Annotated in this window: 20 protein-coding genes; 9 read left to right on the plus strand and 11 right to left on the minus strand. The window is 65.9% G+C overall.

The features are described from left to right. Positions 1-164: 164 nt before the first annotated feature. Both sigB and EET03_RS09380 read right to left on the minus strand, forming a co-directional pair. Positions 165-1,124, minus strand: a complete 960-nt coding sequence (sigB, locus tag EET03_RS09375) for a sigma-70 family RNA polymerase sigma factor SigB (RefSeq protein WP_075540999.1) — start codon at positions 1,122-1,124, stop codon at positions 165-167. A gap of 149 nt (positions 1,125-1,273) precedes the next feature. Then, a complete protein-coding gene (locus EET03_RS09380; RefSeq protein ID WP_425271512.1) occupies positions 1,274-1,708 on the minus strand; it encodes a DUF3099 domain-containing protein in 435 nt (144 codons plus the stop codon). A 44-nt stretch (positions 1,709-1,752) separates the two neighbouring features. On the opposite strand from EET03_RS09380, the gene EET03_RS09385 reads away from it, so the two are divergent. After that, complete coding sequence (locus EET03_RS09385; protein WP_063469094.1) at positions 1,753-1,992, plus strand: DUF3039 domain-containing protein; 240 nt, start codon at positions 1,753-1,755, stop codon at positions 1,990-1,992. A gap of 47 nt (positions 1,993-2,039) precedes the next feature. Here EET03_RS09385 and EET03_RS09390 read toward each other — a convergent pair whose 3' ends face one another. After that, on the minus strand, positions 2,040-2,972 hold the full coding sequence (locus tag EET03_RS09390; RefSeq protein ID WP_075541023.1) for a YihY/virulence factor BrkB family protein: 933 nt from the start codon (positions 2,970-2,972) through the stop codon (positions 2,040-2,042). Positions 2,973-3,047: 75 nt separating this feature from the next. Further along, the gene (locus EET03_RS09395; RefSeq protein ID WP_075540998.1) at positions 3,048-3,233 is read right to left on the minus strand and encodes a DUF7455 domain-containing protein; all 186 of its coding nucleotides are present in this window, start codon (positions 3,231-3,233) and stop codon (positions 3,048-3,050) included. Positions 3,234-3,359: 126 nt separating this feature from the next. Between EET03_RS09395 and EET03_RS09400 the strand changes: the two genes are divergently transcribed. Further along, positions 3,360-3,728 (plus strand): DUF952 domain-containing protein, encoded by a 369-nt coding sequence (locus tag EET03_RS09400; protein ID WP_075540997.1) that lies wholly within the window; start codon positions 3,360-3,362, stop codon positions 3,726-3,728. Here EET03_RS09400 and EET03_RS09405 read toward each other — a convergent pair. Then, positions 3,713-4,084 (minus strand): RidA family protein, encoded by a 372-nt coding sequence (locus EET03_RS09405; RefSeq protein WP_075540996.1) that lies wholly within the window; start codon positions 4,082-4,084, stop codon positions 3,713-3,715. The two genes, EET03_RS09400 and EET03_RS09405, sit on opposite strands and share 16 nt — an antisense overlap. A gap of 218 nt (positions 4,085-4,302) precedes the next feature. Between EET03_RS09405 and EET03_RS30175 the strand changes: the two genes are divergently transcribed. Beyond that, complete coding sequence (locus EET03_RS30175) at positions 4,303-4,458, plus strand: hypothetical protein (RefSeq protein WP_167470614.1); 156 nt, start codon at positions 4,303-4,305, stop codon at positions 4,456-4,458. 36 nt (positions 4,459-4,494) lie between these two features. Here EET03_RS30175 and EET03_RS09410 read toward each other — a convergent pair whose 3' ends face one another. After that, on the minus strand, positions 4,495-6,051 hold the full coding sequence (locus EET03_RS09410) for an RNA polymerase sigma factor (protein WP_075541022.1): 1,557 nt from the start codon (positions 6,049-6,051) through the stop codon (positions 4,495-4,497). A gap of 178 nt (positions 6,052-6,229) precedes the next feature. Further along, on the minus strand, positions 6,230-7,024 hold the full coding sequence (ppgK, locus tag EET03_RS09415; RefSeq protein ID WP_063469096.1) for a polyphosphate--glucose phosphotransferase: 795 nt from the start codon (positions 7,022-7,024) through the stop codon (positions 6,230-6,232). A 124-nt stretch (positions 7,025-7,148) separates the two neighbouring features. Here ppgK and EET03_RS09420 point away from each other — a divergent pair, with 124 nt between their 5' ends. Beyond that, positions 7,149-8,018, plus strand: coding sequence for an inositol monophosphatase family protein (locus tag EET03_RS09420; protein ID WP_075540994.1), 870 nt, complete (start codon positions 7,149-7,151; stop codon positions 8,016-8,018). Between the two features lie 5 nt (positions 8,019-8,023). On the opposite strand, the gene cei is transcribed toward EET03_RS09420, so the two are convergent. Beyond that, complete coding sequence (gene cei / locus EET03_RS09425) at positions 8,024-8,677, minus strand: envelope integrity protein Cei (protein ID WP_075541021.1); 654 nt, start codon at positions 8,675-8,677, stop codon at positions 8,024-8,026. A gap of 185 nt (positions 8,678-8,862) precedes the next feature. Between cei and EET03_RS09430 the strand changes: the two genes are divergently transcribed. After that, positions 8,863-9,165 (plus strand): DUF4193 domain-containing protein, encoded by a 303-nt coding sequence (locus EET03_RS09430; protein ID WP_023372621.1) that lies wholly within the window; start codon positions 8,863-8,865, stop codon positions 9,163-9,165. 9 nt (positions 9,166-9,174) lie between these two features. Here the strand turns inward: EET03_RS09430 and EET03_RS09435 are convergent, their stop codons facing one another. Beyond that, a complete protein-coding gene (locus EET03_RS09435) occupies positions 9,175-9,651 on the minus strand; it encodes a DUF3093 domain-containing protein (protein ID WP_075540993.1) in 477 nt (158 codons plus the stop codon). Positions 9,652-9,676: 25 nt separating this feature from the next. Here EET03_RS09435 and dut point away from each other — a divergent pair, with 25 nt between their 5' ends. Beyond that, a complete protein-coding gene (gene dut / locus EET03_RS09440) occupies positions 9,677-10,141 on the plus strand; it encodes a dUTP diphosphatase (protein ID WP_075540992.1) in 465 nt (154 codons plus the stop codon). Further along, the gene (locus EET03_RS09445; protein WP_075540991.1) at positions 10,138-10,902 is read left to right on the plus strand and encodes a DUF3710 domain-containing protein; all 765 of its coding nucleotides are present in this window, start codon (positions 10,138-10,140) and stop codon (positions 10,900-10,902) included. Before dut ends, EET03_RS09445 begins: the two co-directional genes overlap by 4 nt. 15 nt (positions 10,903-10,917) lie before the next feature. Here the strand turns inward: EET03_RS09445 and EET03_RS09450 are convergent, their stop codons facing one another. Then, entirely contained in the window at positions 10,918-11,628 is a 711-nt protein-coding gene (locus tag EET03_RS09450) for a hypothetical protein (RefSeq protein WP_075541020.1), read from the minus strand. 156 nt (positions 11,629-11,784) lie between these two features. On the opposite strand from EET03_RS09450, the gene EET03_RS09455 reads away from it, so the two are divergent. Continuing rightward, positions 11,785-12,153, plus strand: a complete 369-nt coding sequence (locus EET03_RS09455) for an OB-fold nucleic acid binding domain-containing protein (protein ID WP_036411151.1) — start codon at positions 11,785-11,787, stop codon at positions 12,151-12,153. A 67-nt stretch (positions 12,154-12,220) separates the two neighbouring features. Continuing rightward, entirely contained in the window at positions 12,221-12,892 is a 672-nt protein-coding gene (locus EET03_RS09460; RefSeq protein WP_063469102.1) for a DUF3159 domain-containing protein, read from the plus strand. Between the two features lie 116 nt (positions 12,893-13,008). On the opposite strand, the gene EET03_RS09465 is transcribed toward EET03_RS09460, so the two are convergent. Further along, on the minus strand, positions 13,009-13,701 hold the full coding sequence (locus EET03_RS09465) for a potassium channel family protein (protein ID WP_075540990.1): 693 nt from the start codon (positions 13,699-13,701) through the stop codon (positions 13,009-13,011). Positions 13,702-13,737 lie beyond the last annotated feature (36 nt).

A 13,737-nucleotide genomic window follows, 5' to 3' on the forward strand; every position in this document is an offset into this window, starting at 1 on the left:
CGCCGAGTCTACTTGGCCAGCTGCGCATGTGGTTGGCCCAAAACACCCCCGAGAGCAGTGTGCCCGCCGCTCATCGCGGCGGGCACACTGTCTTGTACCTAGCTTTTCGGCGCTTTTCTCGAAACGCTTTCTCGGCGCTTGTCGACGGGCGTCCGGCCGGTGTCTCAACTGGCGTATGACCGCAGCCGATCGGCACGTTCGCCATGGCGCAACTTGCCCATCACGTCCCGCTCGATCTGGCGCACGCGCTCACGGGACAGACCGAACAGCTTGCCGATTTGATCCAGCGTGCGCGGCTGACCGTCGTCCAGGCCGAAGCGCAGCCGGATCACCTGGTGCTCACGCTCGTCGAGAGTGGCAAGCACACTGCGGATATCGGTGTGCAGCAGTTCGGCGATGACGGCGTTCTCCGCGGACATGGCTTCGGCGTCCTCGATGAAGTCACCCAGCGGCGCCTCTTCCTCAGAGCCGACCGGCATGTCCAGGCTCACCGGATCCCGGCTGTGTTCGAGCAGGTCGTTGATCTTGTCAACCGGAATGCCGGACTCTTCGGCCAGTTCCTCCTCAGTGGCTTCCCGGCCCAGCTTCTGGTGCATCTCCCGCTTGATCCGCGCCAGCTTGTTGACCTGCTCGACCAGGTGAACGGGCAGACGAATGGTGCGGCTCTGGTCGGCCATGCCACGGGTGATGGCTTGGCGGATCCACCAGGTGGCATACGTCGAGAATTTGAATCCCTTTGTGTAGTCGAACTTCTCCATCGCGCGGATCAGGCCCAGGTTGCCCTCCTGGATGAGGTCGAGCAGCGGCATTCCGCGGCCCGTGTAGCGCTTGGCCAATGACACCACCAGCCGAAGGTTGGCCTCGAGGAGGTGACGGCGCGCTGCCTGGCCGTCGCGTACCACGGTCGCCAATTCGCGTTTCCGGTTCTCGCCCAACCGCTTTCGGGTTTCGAGCAGATACTCGGCATACAGCCCGGCTTCGATGCGCTTGGCCAGCTCAACTTCATCGGCGGCGTTGAGCAACGCCGTTTTACCGATGCCGTTCAGATATACGCGCACCAAGTCCGCTGCGGGGCTTTGAGCATCCAGATCACTGTCAGCCCGGCTTGTGGTGGCATGTGCCATAGCGCCCTCCCGATCGGCTTGTCCTGTCACGGGGTTTAACGACAGGCTCGACCACAGAGTTCCCGCCGCGCTGTCATCTCACACACCGTGACGTGCAGAAATGTGCCAGCGACCTGAGAATGTCCTGAGAAGTGTGTAGCGCCGCCCGGTTACGTGGGATCGGACCAGCCGTCGAAGTCTGGGGAGTCCGCTTGCGGCGCCGCGTCGCGCCGCGGCTCCAGAGCCGGACGCTTCGCAGTCGGAAACAGCGGGGTGCGCCTTCGGGCGTCGTCGAATCGTCGGGGCTCATCGGCGCTGCGGGGTGGTCTGTCGTTGGCGATGAGCACGGCCATCCACGGCAACGGAATCGAGACAGCCACGATCAGTAGTGAGACAAGACCGTTGTGCCAGGTCCCGTATGCGACGGCCGCCAGGATGAGCGCCGGAATCCGGAATGCCATCAAGGTCAGGTACTTGCGCACCCGGGCTCGGTGCTGCTCCTCGTAAGACGGCGCGGCGGCGGTGATCAGTACCGGGCGGCCCCGATCGTCGAAGTCGTCGAAACTCAGCTCGAAGCCGCGCTTCATTTCTCTACTCTCCCATATCCGGTCGATTCCGGCAGGAGCGAGTAGGGGGCACAATGTCTGGTATGCAGACGCAGACGATCGAACGCACCGACGCCGAGGAACGCGTCGACGACGGGACCGGCAGCGACACCCCGAAGTACTTCCACTACGTCAAAAAGGACAAGATCGCCGAAAGCGCGGTGCTGGGCAGCCATGTGGTGGCGTTATGCGGTGAGGTGTTTCCCGTGACCCGGGCACCCAAGCCGGGTTCGCCGGTGTGCCCGGACTGCAAACAGATCTACGAGACGCTCAAGAAGGGCTGAATTGGCGCCGCGGCTTCACAGTCGTGGTCTGCGACGCCCTCCGACGCCTAGTCGGCCGTGCCCGTGATTGCGGCGGTTCGGGCCCGCAGCCAGGTGCGCAGCCGGTGCGCGTGTGTCGCCGGCGCGGGCCATTCCTCTTGGATCGCGGCGTTGAGTTCGGCTCCGATCATGATCGCAAAACCGCCGAAGAACGCGAACAACAGGAAAGCGATGGGCGTGGACAGCGCGCCGTAGGTATAGCCCGTACTGGTGATCCACCTGAGATAGAACCGTAGACCCAGCGTCGCGATCAGGAACACCGCGGTGGCCAGTACTGCGCCAATGACCAGTCGGTGTGTCGGCAGCGGTACCGGCAGCGCGACCCGGTAGAGGATGATCACCCCGACCGTCAGGCCCGCGATCAGCCCCGGGTAGTAGCCGTAGTGCAGAAAGTTGGCGAAACCCGCCGAAATGTGTTCGCTCACCTTCCGCGGGCCGACCACCGCCACCGGCGCGGCGGCCACCAGGAACACCAGCATCACCACGTACAGGAACAGCGCGAAGAACCGCTGCCGCACCGGATGGCGCAGCGGAGTCTGGTCATGCGCCTCCACCACGGCATCGACGTAGGAAGAGATTGCCGACGATCCTGCCCACAATGAGATCAAGAAACCCAGCGACACCACCTCGCCGCGAGCGTTGGCGGTGATGTCGCGGATCGTCGGCTCGATGATCTCGTTGACCACACTGGGTGAGAAGAAGCTGTGGGCGGTGGAAATAATGGTTTTTTCGATCGCGGGCAAGGTGTCCTGACCGAATAGCGGAGCCACGTAGGCCAGGCTGCCCAGCATTCCCAAAAGCAAGGGCGGAAGGGATAGCGCCGACCAGAAACCTGCTTGTGCTGACTCGGAGAAGATCGAGTCGTCCCAACTCTTGGAGAGCGTCCGAAGGCTGATTCGCCAGATGTGGTGGCGGGACGGCTTTGGCGGTTGGTCGCTCATCCGGTCCAGCATTACCGAAGATCGGTCACACGTGGCACATTGGACCCGACTTTAGGGGAGCGAGTTTCGGCGAACCTAGTTTCCACTGACCTCCAGCACGGCCGACAGCTCGACCAGTTTCGCTTCGTGCTCATTGGCGTGGTGCTGGCAGAAGAGAAGTTCGGCACCCGAAGGCAGCTTGGCGCGAACCCGCGCTGCTGCGCCACAGCGGTCGCAGCGGTCGGCTCTAGTCAGCTCAGGACTGGTCAACGTTGCGTTCATGACTTCTCCATATCTAGGTAAGTTCACTGTCTCAGACGTTCCCCGTTTCCGCCTTGTTCCCCAGGTGGTATCAGGTGTGTCCTTTCTCACGGATTTCGGGACGATGAGTCGGGCAAGCTGGCTAGTATGTCGTCCACTCCGGCGGTGTTGGTGCACATGTGTGCGGCCTCCGAATGGTCGTCCGCCCGCCGCTGCGGCGGCTTCCGTCCCGGATCAGCCACCGGGTTCATCCATCTGTCGACGCCTGAGCAGATACACCTGCCGGCCAATCGGCTCTTCCTCGGCCGTCGTGACATGGTCCTGCTCTACATCGACCCGGCGGCGCTCGATTCGCCCGTGCGTTGGGAGCCCGGAACGGTAGCGGATCCGGATTGGATGCTGTTCCCGCACCTGTACGGCGAGCTTCCGGCACGGGCGGTGATCAGCGTCGCGGCCTACGTCCCGGCGGCGGACGGCACCTTCCCGCTGATTTCGGGACCTCAGGGATCCGTGTAGGCGTCGGCTTCGATCTCAACCAGCAGGCCGGGCGCGATCAGCGCCGAAACCTCGACCATGGTCGCCGCGGGTCGGATTCCGCCGAAAACCTCGGCGTGTACATCGCCGACCTCGCGCCAGCGTGAAATGTCGGTCATGTAGATGCGGGTGCGGACCACGTCGGCGAGCCTCGCACCCGCCTGTCCGAGTGCGGCCTCGATGCGGCGCAGGGCGTCTCTGGTTTGCGCGGCGACATCGCTGCCGCTGCCGGTGGTTCCGGCCACTGCCACATGCGGGCCAACGCGCACCGCGCGCGAATAGCCAACGGCCGACTCGAAGTCGGATCCGGAGGAGATGCACCTGCGGGTTGCTGACATGCCGTGACAGTACGACGGCGTCGGCCGATGCGCAGCTGTTGGGTGGGACAGCTGGCGTTCCGGTCGTCGGGAAGCATCCCGTGTCGGGGCATGTGACTGGAGGGCAGCCCCGGTCGTCGCGACTTTTCGCGACTTTTTCACGGACCCAACCGGTTTCGTCGCATCAAATGTGGGAGATCCTCGATCGACGGCTCTAGCTAGACGCTGGAGGCTTTCTCATGGATCAGCACCCGAATCCGCCGCCCAAACCCCACGACGCCAGGAAGGCTACCGACGAGCAACGTGACCTGCAGGAAAAGCTGCAGCACCAAGGCGATGACCCGGCCGCGCCCGGTCTGCACCAGACTCGCGATCAACTTGCCGACGAGACATAGGGAAACCGAAGGGTCCCACCGCGCCGGCGGGCTCACTCAGTCCAGGTAGTCGCGCAGGACTTGCGACCGGCTGGGGTGGCGCAATTTGGACATGGTCTTGGACTCGATCTGCCGGATGCGTTCCCGGGTCACGCCGTATACCTGGCCGATCTCGTCGAGAGTGCGTGGCTGGCCGTCGGTGAGGCCGAAGCGCAGCCGTACCACGCCGGCCTCGCGCTCGGACAGCGTGTCCAGGACCGACTGCAGCTGGTCTTGCAGGAGTGTGAACGACACCGCGTCCACGGCCACCACCGCTTCGCTGTCCTCGATGAAGTCGCCCAGCTGGCTGTCGCCCTCGTCGCCGATGGTCTGGTCCAGCGAGATCGGCTCCCGGGCGTATTGCTGGATCTCGAGCACCTTCTCCGGGGTGATGTCCATCTCTTTGGCCAGCTCCTCGGGAGTGGGCTCGCGGCCCAGGTCCTGGAGGAGCTCACGCTGGATTCGGCCGAGCTTGTTGATCACCTCGACCATGTGCACCGGGATACGGATGGTGCGGGCCTGGTCGGCCATGGCGCGGGTGATGGCTTGGCGGATCCACCAGGTTGCGTAGGTGGAGAACTTGTAACCCTTGGTGTAGTCGAACTTCTCGACCGCCCGGATCAGGCCCAGGTTGCCCTCCTGGATCAAGTCCAGGAACGCCATCCCCCGCCCGGTGTAGCGCTTGGCCAGTGAAACCACCAGCCGCAGGTTGGCCTCCAGAAGATGGTTCTTCGCGCGATCGCCGTCGCGGCAAATCCACATCATGTCGCGACGTTGCGCGGCGGGTAGCTTCTCGCCGCGCTCTGCCATCTCCGCCATCAACTGCGTGGCGTAGAGACCGGCCTCGATCCGCTTGGCCAGCTCGACCTCTTCCTCGGCGTTGAGCAGCGCCACCTTGCCGATTTGCTTGAGGTAAGCGCGAACCGAGTCCGCGGAGGCGGTGAGTTCGGCGTCTTTGCGCGCCTGGCGCAACGCTTCCGACTCGTCCTCGTCCCAGACGAAATCGCCTGAGGCCTTGTCCTTTTCGGTGGGCTCGGCAATCTCCTCGTCATCGACGGCGCTGCCGGGCGCTGCAACAGCCGGAGATTCAACCGCGTCGGTGTCCACGGCGTCGGTTGGATCGAGTTCGCTGTCGACGACGACGACGACGGCGACGTCGTCGTCTTCCACGTCGTCTTCCAGGTCCTCTAGGCCGATACCGGCCTCGAGGTCGAGGTCCTCAACGGGGTCGACGTCAAGGTCTGGTTCGACGTCGAGGTCTTCGGCGGCATCGAGCGCAACCGCCGGATCCGTAGCCGCGCCTTCGAGTTCCTCGCCGAACGTGTCGGCGTCACGGGCCGGCGCGTTTGCGGCTTTGGCCGCGGTACGGCCCTTCTTCGGGGCGGTGGTCTCGGCGTCGATGGTGGCATCGGCGGCCTTTGTGGACCGGCCCGCCGCCTTAGTGGCCCGCTTCGCGGGGGTAGCGCCATTGGCTGTCTTTGCCGCCGGTCGCTTGGCGCCGGCTTTGGCCGGGGACTTGGTGGCGGTGCGCTTCACCGGCTCACCGGTCGCCTGGCTGGCCCTGGTCGCTGCCACATACACCCCTTCGGTGGTACTCGCTTCCGGTATGAGTCTGGGCGTGCTGAACCGAAAGTGTCTGCTATGTCGAATGTCGGCGTTGATATCGGCGTGAAAACTCGCGCTCTATCGGTCGGGCGGTCGCCGACGACCATTGTAACTTCACTGCGCGCCGGTACCGCCCGAGCGGAGAAATTCAGTGGGTCACATCCGTTGTGGACGCCATTGCTGCGCCGACTATCCCGGCGGCGTTCTGCAGGGTTGCCGGCACTACGCGGGTGCGATTGTCCAGCAGGTGCACCCATTTGTCGGCTTTGCGGCTGATGCCGCCGCCGGCGATGAACAGGTCGGGCCACATGGCGTTCTCAATAGCGACCAGAACCCGAGTCACCTGCTGGGCCCACTTTTCGTAGCTCCAGCCTTTCCTTTCCTTGACCGATGACGCGGCCCGCTGCTCGGCCTCCTTACCCCCGACCTCGAGATGCCCGAACTCGGTGTTGGGTATCAACTTGCCGTTGTGGATGACCGCAGACCCGATACCGGTTCCGAAGGTGAGCAGGATGACCAACCCGGAGTTGTCCTTGCCGGCTCCATAGCGTTCTTCGGCAAGCCCGGCCGCATCGGCGTCGTTGAGAACCGTCACCGCTTGACCGCCTAACTCGGCGGCGATGACTTCGCTGGCGTTGGTGCCGATCCATGACTTGTCCACATTGGCCGCCGTCTGGGCGACGCCGTGCGTGACTACGCCGGGATAGGTCACCCCGAGTGGTCCGGTCCAGCCGAAGTCGTGGACCACCTCGGCGATGGTCTTGGCGACCGCTGACGGAGTGGCCGGTTGGGGAGTCAGCAGCTTGATCCTGTCCCCGATCAGCTGGCCGGTGTCCAGGTCGACGATTCCGCCCTTGATGCCGCTACCACCGACATCGATGCCGAACCCGCGACGTTGTTGTGTGTCAGCGGGGGTATGGGGCAGGGGGTCGGCGCTGGTCATCGGTTCTCCTCGGCGAGACATATGTGTCCGAATACCTTAGCCCGCGTGCTTGCCGAGACCGGGCATTCTGGCTCGGCCTGACGACGATGCGCGCGGGTCCGGGCGACTGTGATGCGATAGAGCGGTGACACGATCCGACAACCAGCCCGCGCGGCTGCGTGCGGTGGCGGAGACTCTCGCCACGGAGGCGGCCGAGTTCGTGCGTGGTCGGCGCGCCGAGATATTCGGTCTGCATCCGGCCACTGACGGCGGCGACGCGGTCCGGACCAAGACCACCCCGACCGACCCGGTGACCGTCGTCGACACCGATACCGAGCGACTGCTGCGTGAACGGCTGGTTCAGCTTCGGCCCGGTGACCCGATTTTGGGCGAGGAGGGCGGGGGCCCGGCAGACTCGACGGCCGCGCCGGCCGATGCCGTGACTTGGGTGCTTGACCCCATCGACGGCACCGTGAACTTCGTCTACGGCATTCCGGCCTACGCTGTGTCGGTCGGAGCCCAAGTCGGCGGCGTGTCGGTGGCCGGCGCGGTCGCTGATGTCGTCGGCGGCAGGGTGTATTCGGCTGCGGCGGGGCTAGGCGCGCAGGTCACCGACCAGCACGGGACTCGCCGGTTACGCTGCACCGATGTCGACAATTTGTCGATGGCCCTGTTGGGCACCGGCTTCGCGTACTCGACGCGACGCCGCGCTACCCAGGCAGCGCTGCTGGCCCGGATGCTGCCGGTGGTCCGAGATGTGCGCCGGATCGGTTCTGCGGCCTTGGACTTGTGCATGGTCGCCGCCGGCCAACTGGATGCCTACTACGAGCACGGGCTGCAGGTGTGGGACCGCGCGGCGGGTGCTCTGATAGCAGCCGAAGCGGGAGCCCGGGTGCTATTGCCCGCCGCGAATGCCCCGGAAGGGGGCTTGGTGCTCGCCGCCGCCCCCGGCATTGCCGACGAGCTGTTGGCGGTGCTGACGCGATTCGATGCTCTCGAGCCGATCCCGGACTGAGCTGCTCAGCAACTGCTTGCGTGGACCTTGGCCACGAGCGTGGGATCCGTCAGCTCGGTGGCACCGGGCCGCAGGCTCGCGAGTACGGCGTCGATGTCGTCGTTGTGGGCCAACGTGGTGAAGTCCGTGCCGAGGACTAGGTCGACCGAGTCGTCGGCACGGCTGTCGTGGAACAGCTCGGTACACGGCGCCACCAGCCATACCGCGGCGGCTGCGGCTTGACCTGCGGTGCCGAACCGGATCTGGCCCTGACAGGTCAGCCGGGTGCCGGCATAGACCGGGTCGTTGGCGGCCGTCGGCTGGGCGAAACCGAGATCCTGCATGGCCCCGGCGATGTCGCCGGCTTGACCTCCCCGTCCGCTGGCGTTGAGGACGCGCACTTTGGTCTCGCTGAGTTTGGCCGGGGCGACGTCGGTCATTTCGGTTCGCGACACCGGCTCACCGAGCCTGGGCGGCGCCGTCGACCCGGCCGGCTGTGGCGGGGGGTTGCACGTCGCGGCCTCGCGGACATCTGTCGGGCGGGTCAGGGCCACCGTCCACGCCACTGCCGTCGTGATCGCCAGCAGGATCACGACGACAATCGCGGGGCGGGGATTGCGCCGCCGAAATGGCCGACCGTGCTTGTCAAAGGCGGTGCCCTCGGTGATTTGTGCGACCACACGTGCACTGTAGTCCGCGCCTGGATTGCCCCGTTGAGGGCCGATCACGCGGTCGCCGAGGGAGGTGTGACGTAAATCACAGTTGATTGAGCCGAGTTCTGGGCACGAATCGTTTGGTGGATGCGTTCGACGCTGGTACAAAGCGATGCTTGAACTAATGAGAGGGCATGCGAGGGGACGGAATAATGCCTACCGACTATGACGCTCCACGGCGCACCGAGGCCGACGATGTGTCGGAGGATTCGCTGGAGGAGCTGAAAGCTCGACGGAACGAGGCGGCGTCGGCCGTGGTCGACGTGGACGAGTCCGAGTCCGCCGAGTCATTCGAGCTGCCTGGCGCCGACTTGTCCGGTGAAGAGCTGTCGGTGCGTGTTATCCCGAAGCAAGCAGACGAGTTCACCTGCTCGAGCTGCTTCCTGGTGCAACACCGCAGTCGACTGGCCAGCGAGAAGAACGGCGTGATGATCTGTACCGACTGCGCGGCGTGATCGCTGCACTCAGCTTGTCAGGGCAGACAGCACCCGTTCGGGGTGACGGCAGCTCACCAGCCAGTACGGGGTGGGGTCCTCGGGGTCGTCGAGCACCAACACAACCATGGGGCCGACCCATGCGCGATGCAGTACAAATGCTGCCGGGTCGAGCTGTCGGCCCAGTGCCGCCGACTTGGCGGTGCGCGCCACTTCGGCCGATCGGGAGACCACGGCGACCGGCAGATGCGCCGCACCGGCCCACAGCTCGACGCCGGTCTGGTCGGCCGTGACTCGGATCTGCACCCGGCCCAGCCACAGCAGCGTGCCGGCCGCGACGGCGAACAGCGTCGCGAACGGCAGCCAGTCGGGCAGAGCGGCGATACCCATATCGACTTCGAAAGCGATGAGCGCCGCCGCCGCAAACCCCAGCGGCCACCACCACCACGGCACCCAGAGTCGTTCGCGGTATCGCACACTGTGCGGCGCGACGCGGGTGCCCGACATTCGGTCAAGAGTAGTCTGTGGCCCCGTGTCGACCAGTCTGGCCGTTGTCCGTCTCGACCCCGGGCTCCCGCTGCCCAGCCGCGCTCATCACGGCGACGCGGGGGTAGATCTCTACAGTGCGCAAGACGTGGAGCTGGCCCCCGGGCAGCGTGCCCTGGTGCCGACGGGGGTTGCGGTCGCCATCCCGTTCGGGATGGTGGGTCTCGTCCATCCGCGCTCGGGCTTGGCCTCCCGGGTGGGGCTTTCGATCGTCAACAGCCCCGGAACCATCGACGCGGGCTACCGTGGTGAGATCAAGGTCGCGCTGATCAACCTCGACCCCGCCACGCCGATCGTGGTGCATCGAGGTGACCGTATTGCCCAGCTGCTGGTGCAGCGGGTCGAGTTAGTCGAGCTGGTCGAGGTCGCGTCATTCGACGAGGCCGGGCTGGCCGAGACATCCCGTGGCGATGGTGGTCACGGCTCCTCCGGCGGACATGCGAGTTTGTGATGGCATTCGGCAGACGCACACGCAAGACAGACAGCGGGTCGACTTCGGAAGAGCCGGAAGCACCGGCCGCCGCTGCGCCGAAAGCATCGGAACTGGCCGACGAAGACGGCGACGAGTTGGTGGGCCCGTTCGACATCGAAGACTTCGACGACCCTTCGGTCGCGGAGTCGGCCAGACTCGACCTGGGTTCGGTGTTGATCCCGATGCCGACGGCAGGTCAGGTGCAGGTCGAACTGACCGAGAACGGCGTCCCCAGCGCGGTGTGGATTGTCACGCCCAACGGCCGCTTCACCATCGCGGCCTACGCGGCGCCGAAGTCCGCCGGCCTGTGGCGTGAGGTGGCCGGCGAGCTGGCCGATTCGCTGCGCAAGGACTCCGCTCAGGTTTCCATCAAAAACGGCCCGTGGGGTCGGGAAGTGATCGGTACGGCCTCCGGCGTGGTGCGTTTCATCGGTGTCGACGGCTATCGCTGGATGATCCGGTGTGTGGTCAACGGCCCGCAAGAGACGATTGATGCGTTGACCGACGAGGCTCGTGAGGCGTTGGCGGACACTGTTGTGCGCCGCGGAGACACACCCCTACCGGTACGTACCCCGTTGCCGGTGCAGTTGCCCGAGCCGATGGTGGAGCAGCTGCGCGAGGCCGCGGCCGCCCAGGCACAGGCGCAGGAGCAGGAGCAGCAGCAATCCAACCCACCGGCGGCGCGCCGCGGTGCCGGTGGGTCGGCGATGCAGCAGTTGCGCAGCAGCACCAGCGGCTAGGGCTTGGCGAGCGTTCTAGGAGGCGTCCCGGACCTCGGCCAGCGCTGCCAGGCAGGCGGCTCCCAGTGCGGCGGGATCCGCGCCGATCTCATCCAGCGTCACCGTCCGTAGTGCGGCATGCGGCGCCGCGGTCACCCAGTCAACACCGACCTGCAGCGGGTGAATCGGATCATCGACGGCGGCAGCGACCCCCAACGGCGCGGCCAGCCGCTCCAGGTCGCTGCGGCCAGGCGCGATATAGGCTGCGGCTTCCTCCATGGCGTGAGGTAATTGCGGCCATTGAACCCGCCAGGATCGGGCCAGCTCGTCGGCCAACCAGGTGGGGCTGGATGCCCGCATCTGCGTCGTCGTCGTCGCCAGCCCGTCACGGCGCAGCTGTGAGGCCGTGTATCGCGCCGCGTGGGCGGCTGGGGCTGATTCGGGCGGGCCCGTCCACGCAGGTAACGCGGCCAGGACGGCCAGGGTCCGGTCGGGATGGGCCAGCGCCCACGCGACGGCAACGGCGGCTCCGATCGAGATGCCGCCGACCATCACCGGACGTGTCCGCGCGGCGTCGTCCAGTGCGGCCAGGTACCCGGCGATCAGGTGCTCTGGTCGTGGCTCAGGTGTCAGCAGCGCCGCGCCGACCCCGTGCAGGGGGCCGGAAAACGCCCGGTAGACGTAGTCGTCGTCGGAACCGGTTCCGGGTAACACCACGGCCGTGACTCCGCGAAAATCGACTGGCATTCCTTGATAGTGCTCCGCCATTGCGGGTACTCCGAGCCCGGTGCATCGATACGTGTGGCGGACGGGAACCAACAGGTCTACGGTGACCGTTGGCATAGATGGAATGCTGATCGCAAGAAGAGCTTCCGTTACGACGTTGGAGTGTCAGGAGAGGCCATGGGCGCCCAAGGTTATCTGCGCCGGCTGACCCGTCGGTTGACGGAAGATCCGGAGCAGCGCGACGTCGAAGAATTGTCGGACGAAGTCCTCACTACCGGCGCGCAGCGCGTCATTGATTGCCAGCGTGGTCAGGAGGTCACGATGGTGGGCACGCTGCGCAGTGTGGAAACCAACGGCAAGGGTTGCGCCGGCGGTGTTCGCGCCGAGTTGTTCGACGGTAGCGACACCGTGACGTTGGTGTGGTTGGGCCAGCGCCGGATCCCCGGCATCGACTCCGGCCGCACGCTGCGGGTGCGCGGCCGGCTGGGCAAGCTCGAAAACGGGAGCAAGGCCATCTACAACCCGCACTACGAAATTCAGCGGTGACCATTTCCGTTATCCGGGTTGGTCTGGGGTACGCAGTCTCGAGCCGGCTAGCGGCAGCGGCCCCGGCATGAGTACGCACCGTATCAGCGCAGAGCGTCTGCTGGCACAGGCCGGTGGCGTCAGTGGTCTGGTCTATTCGTCGCTGCCGGTGGTCGTCTTTGTCGCGGTGTCCAGTGTGGCCGGACTGTTGCCCGCAATCGGGTCTGCCGTGGGCGTGGCCGCATTGGTGTTGCTATTGCGGCTGATTCGGCGGGAATCCACCCAGCCTGCCGTTTCCGGGTTCTTCGGGGTCGCCGTGTGTGCGCTGATCGCCTACCTGGTGGGTCAGTCCAAGGGCTATTTTTTGTTGGGTATTTGGATGTCGTTGCTATGGGCGGTGATTTTCGCCCTGTCGGTGGTGATTCGCCGGCCCGCCGTCGGTGTCCTCTGGAGCTGGGCCACCGGGCGGGACCGCGGCTGGCGCGACGTACCCCGCGCCCGCTACGCGTTTGACATCGCCACGGTGGGTTGGACGCTGGTGTTCGCCGCCCGGTTCATCGTCCAGCGGCTTCTCTACGATGCCGACAAGACCGGCTGGCTGGGCGTCGCGCGCATCGGGATGGGCTGGCCGCTCACCGCGATGGCGGCACTGGCGACGTACGCCGCGATAAAGGCCGCTCAGCGGGCGATACCGGTCCTCGAAGGCCCTGCGGTGGCGGGGATGGCAGAAATCGATACCGACGCCGGTCGCGAGCTCTAGCGACTTGCGGGTGTGCGCTCGCGGCGCTGACCTTGTGGTGACGGCTCTCAATGCGCGGCCGCGGCGGGATTGCCACCGATTGGGCCGGCCCCGCTCGCACCGGGAAAGCGGTCGGCTCAGGCTCGAGGGACGGGCTCACCCGCCGGTGAGGTCGGCGGCAGCAACAGCCGGCTCAGCTCCTCCTCTGCCTCGGTGACCGCGACGAACAGCAATTCGTCGCCCCCTTCCAGCGGCTCATCGGCTTGCGGCACGATGACCCGCGGTCCGCGCAGGATCGTCACCAGTACCGCATCCCGCGGTAGTTGCAGCTTGCGCACGGGCTTGCCGCCCCAGGGTGTGTCGTCGGGCAGCGTGATCTCCACGAGGTTTGCCTGGCCCTTGCGGAATTCCATCAGCCGTACCAGGTCGCCGACCGCGACGGCCTCCTCGATCAGCGAGGCCAGCATGCGCGGAGTGGACACCGCCACGTCAACGCCCCAGGCGTCGGTGAACAGCCACTCGTTGCGGGGATCGTTGACTCGGGCCACCACCCGCGGCACCGCGAATTCGGTCTTGGCCAGCAGGCTGAGTACCACGTTGACCTTGTCGTCGCCGGTAGCGGCGACCACGACATCGAAATCCTCGAGGTGCACCGACTCCAGCAGGCTCAGCTCGCAGGCATCGCCCAATTGCCAATGCGCGGTCGGGATGGCATCGGGGTCCAGGTGGTCGCGATTGCGCTCGATCAGGGTCACGTCGTGCCCATTTCCGATGAGCTCACGGGTGACTGAGCGGCCGACGGCGCCGGCCCCGGCGACGACTACCTTCATCTGCGCCACTCTCCCCCGCAAGCGGGTGGTACCCCC

The organism is Mycobacterium innocens (assembly GCF_900566055.1).
In the GTDB taxonomy this organism is placed as follows: Bacteria; Actinomycetota; Actinomycetes; order Mycobacteriales; family Mycobacteriaceae; genus Mycobacterium; species Mycobacterium innocens.

What these genes read in the sequence shown, in the direction of transcription:
- sigB (WP_075540999.1), bottom strand. Translation starts at nt 1,124, where the DNA reads ATGGCACATGCCACCACAAGCCGGGCTGACAGTGATCTGGATGCTCAA.
- EET03_RS09385 (WP_063469094.1), top strand. Translation starts at nt 1,753, where the DNA reads ATGCAGACGCAGACGATCGAACGCACCGACGCCGAGGAACGCGTCGAC.
- EET03_RS09390 (WP_075541023.1), bottom strand. Translation starts at nt 2,972, where the DNA reads ATGAGCGACCAACCGCCAAAGCCGTCCCGCCACCACATCTGGCGAATC.
- EET03_RS09395 (WP_075540998.1), bottom strand. Translation starts at nt 3,233, where the DNA reads ATGAACGCAACGTTGACCAGTCCTGAGCTGACTAGAGCCGACCGCTGC.
- EET03_RS09400 (WP_075540997.1), top strand. Translation starts at nt 3,360, where the DNA reads ATGTCGTCCACTCCGGCGGTGTTGGTGCACATGTGTGCGGCCTCCGAA.
- EET03_RS09405 (WP_075540996.1), bottom strand. Translation starts at nt 4,084, where the DNA reads ATGTCAGCAACCCGCAGGTGCATCTCCTCCGGATCCGACTTCGAGTCG.
- EET03_RS30175 (WP_167470614.1), top strand. Translation starts at nt 4,303, where the DNA reads ATGGATCAGCACCCGAATCCGCCGCCCAAACCCCACGACGCCAGGAAG.
- ppgK (WP_063469096.1), bottom strand. Translation starts at nt 7,024, where the DNA reads ATGACCAGCGCCGACCCCCTGCCCCATACCCCCGCTGACACACAACAA.
- EET03_RS09430 (WP_023372621.1), top strand. Translation starts at nt 8,863, where the DNA reads ATGCCTACCGACTATGACGCTCCACGGCGCACCGAGGCCGACGATGTG.
- EET03_RS09435 (WP_075540993.1), bottom strand. Translation starts at nt 9,651, where the DNA reads ATGTCGGGCACCCGCGTCGCGCCGCACAGTGTGCGATACCGCGAACGA.
- EET03_RS09450 (WP_075541020.1), bottom strand. Translation starts at nt 11,628, where the DNA reads ATGCCAGTCGATTTTCGCGGAGTCACGGCCGTGGTGTTACCCGGAACC.
- EET03_RS09455 (WP_036411151.1), top strand. Translation starts at nt 11,785, where the DNA reads ATGGGCGCCCAAGGTTATCTGCGCCGGCTGACCCGTCGGTTGACGGAA.
- EET03_RS09460 (WP_063469102.1), top strand. Translation starts at nt 12,221, where the DNA reads ATGAGTACGCACCGTATCAGCGCAGAGCGTCTGCTGGCACAGGCCGGT.
- EET03_RS09465 (WP_075540990.1), bottom strand. Translation starts at nt 13,701, where the DNA reads ATGAAGGTAGTCGTCGCCGGGGCCGGCGCCGTCGGCCGCTCAGTCACC.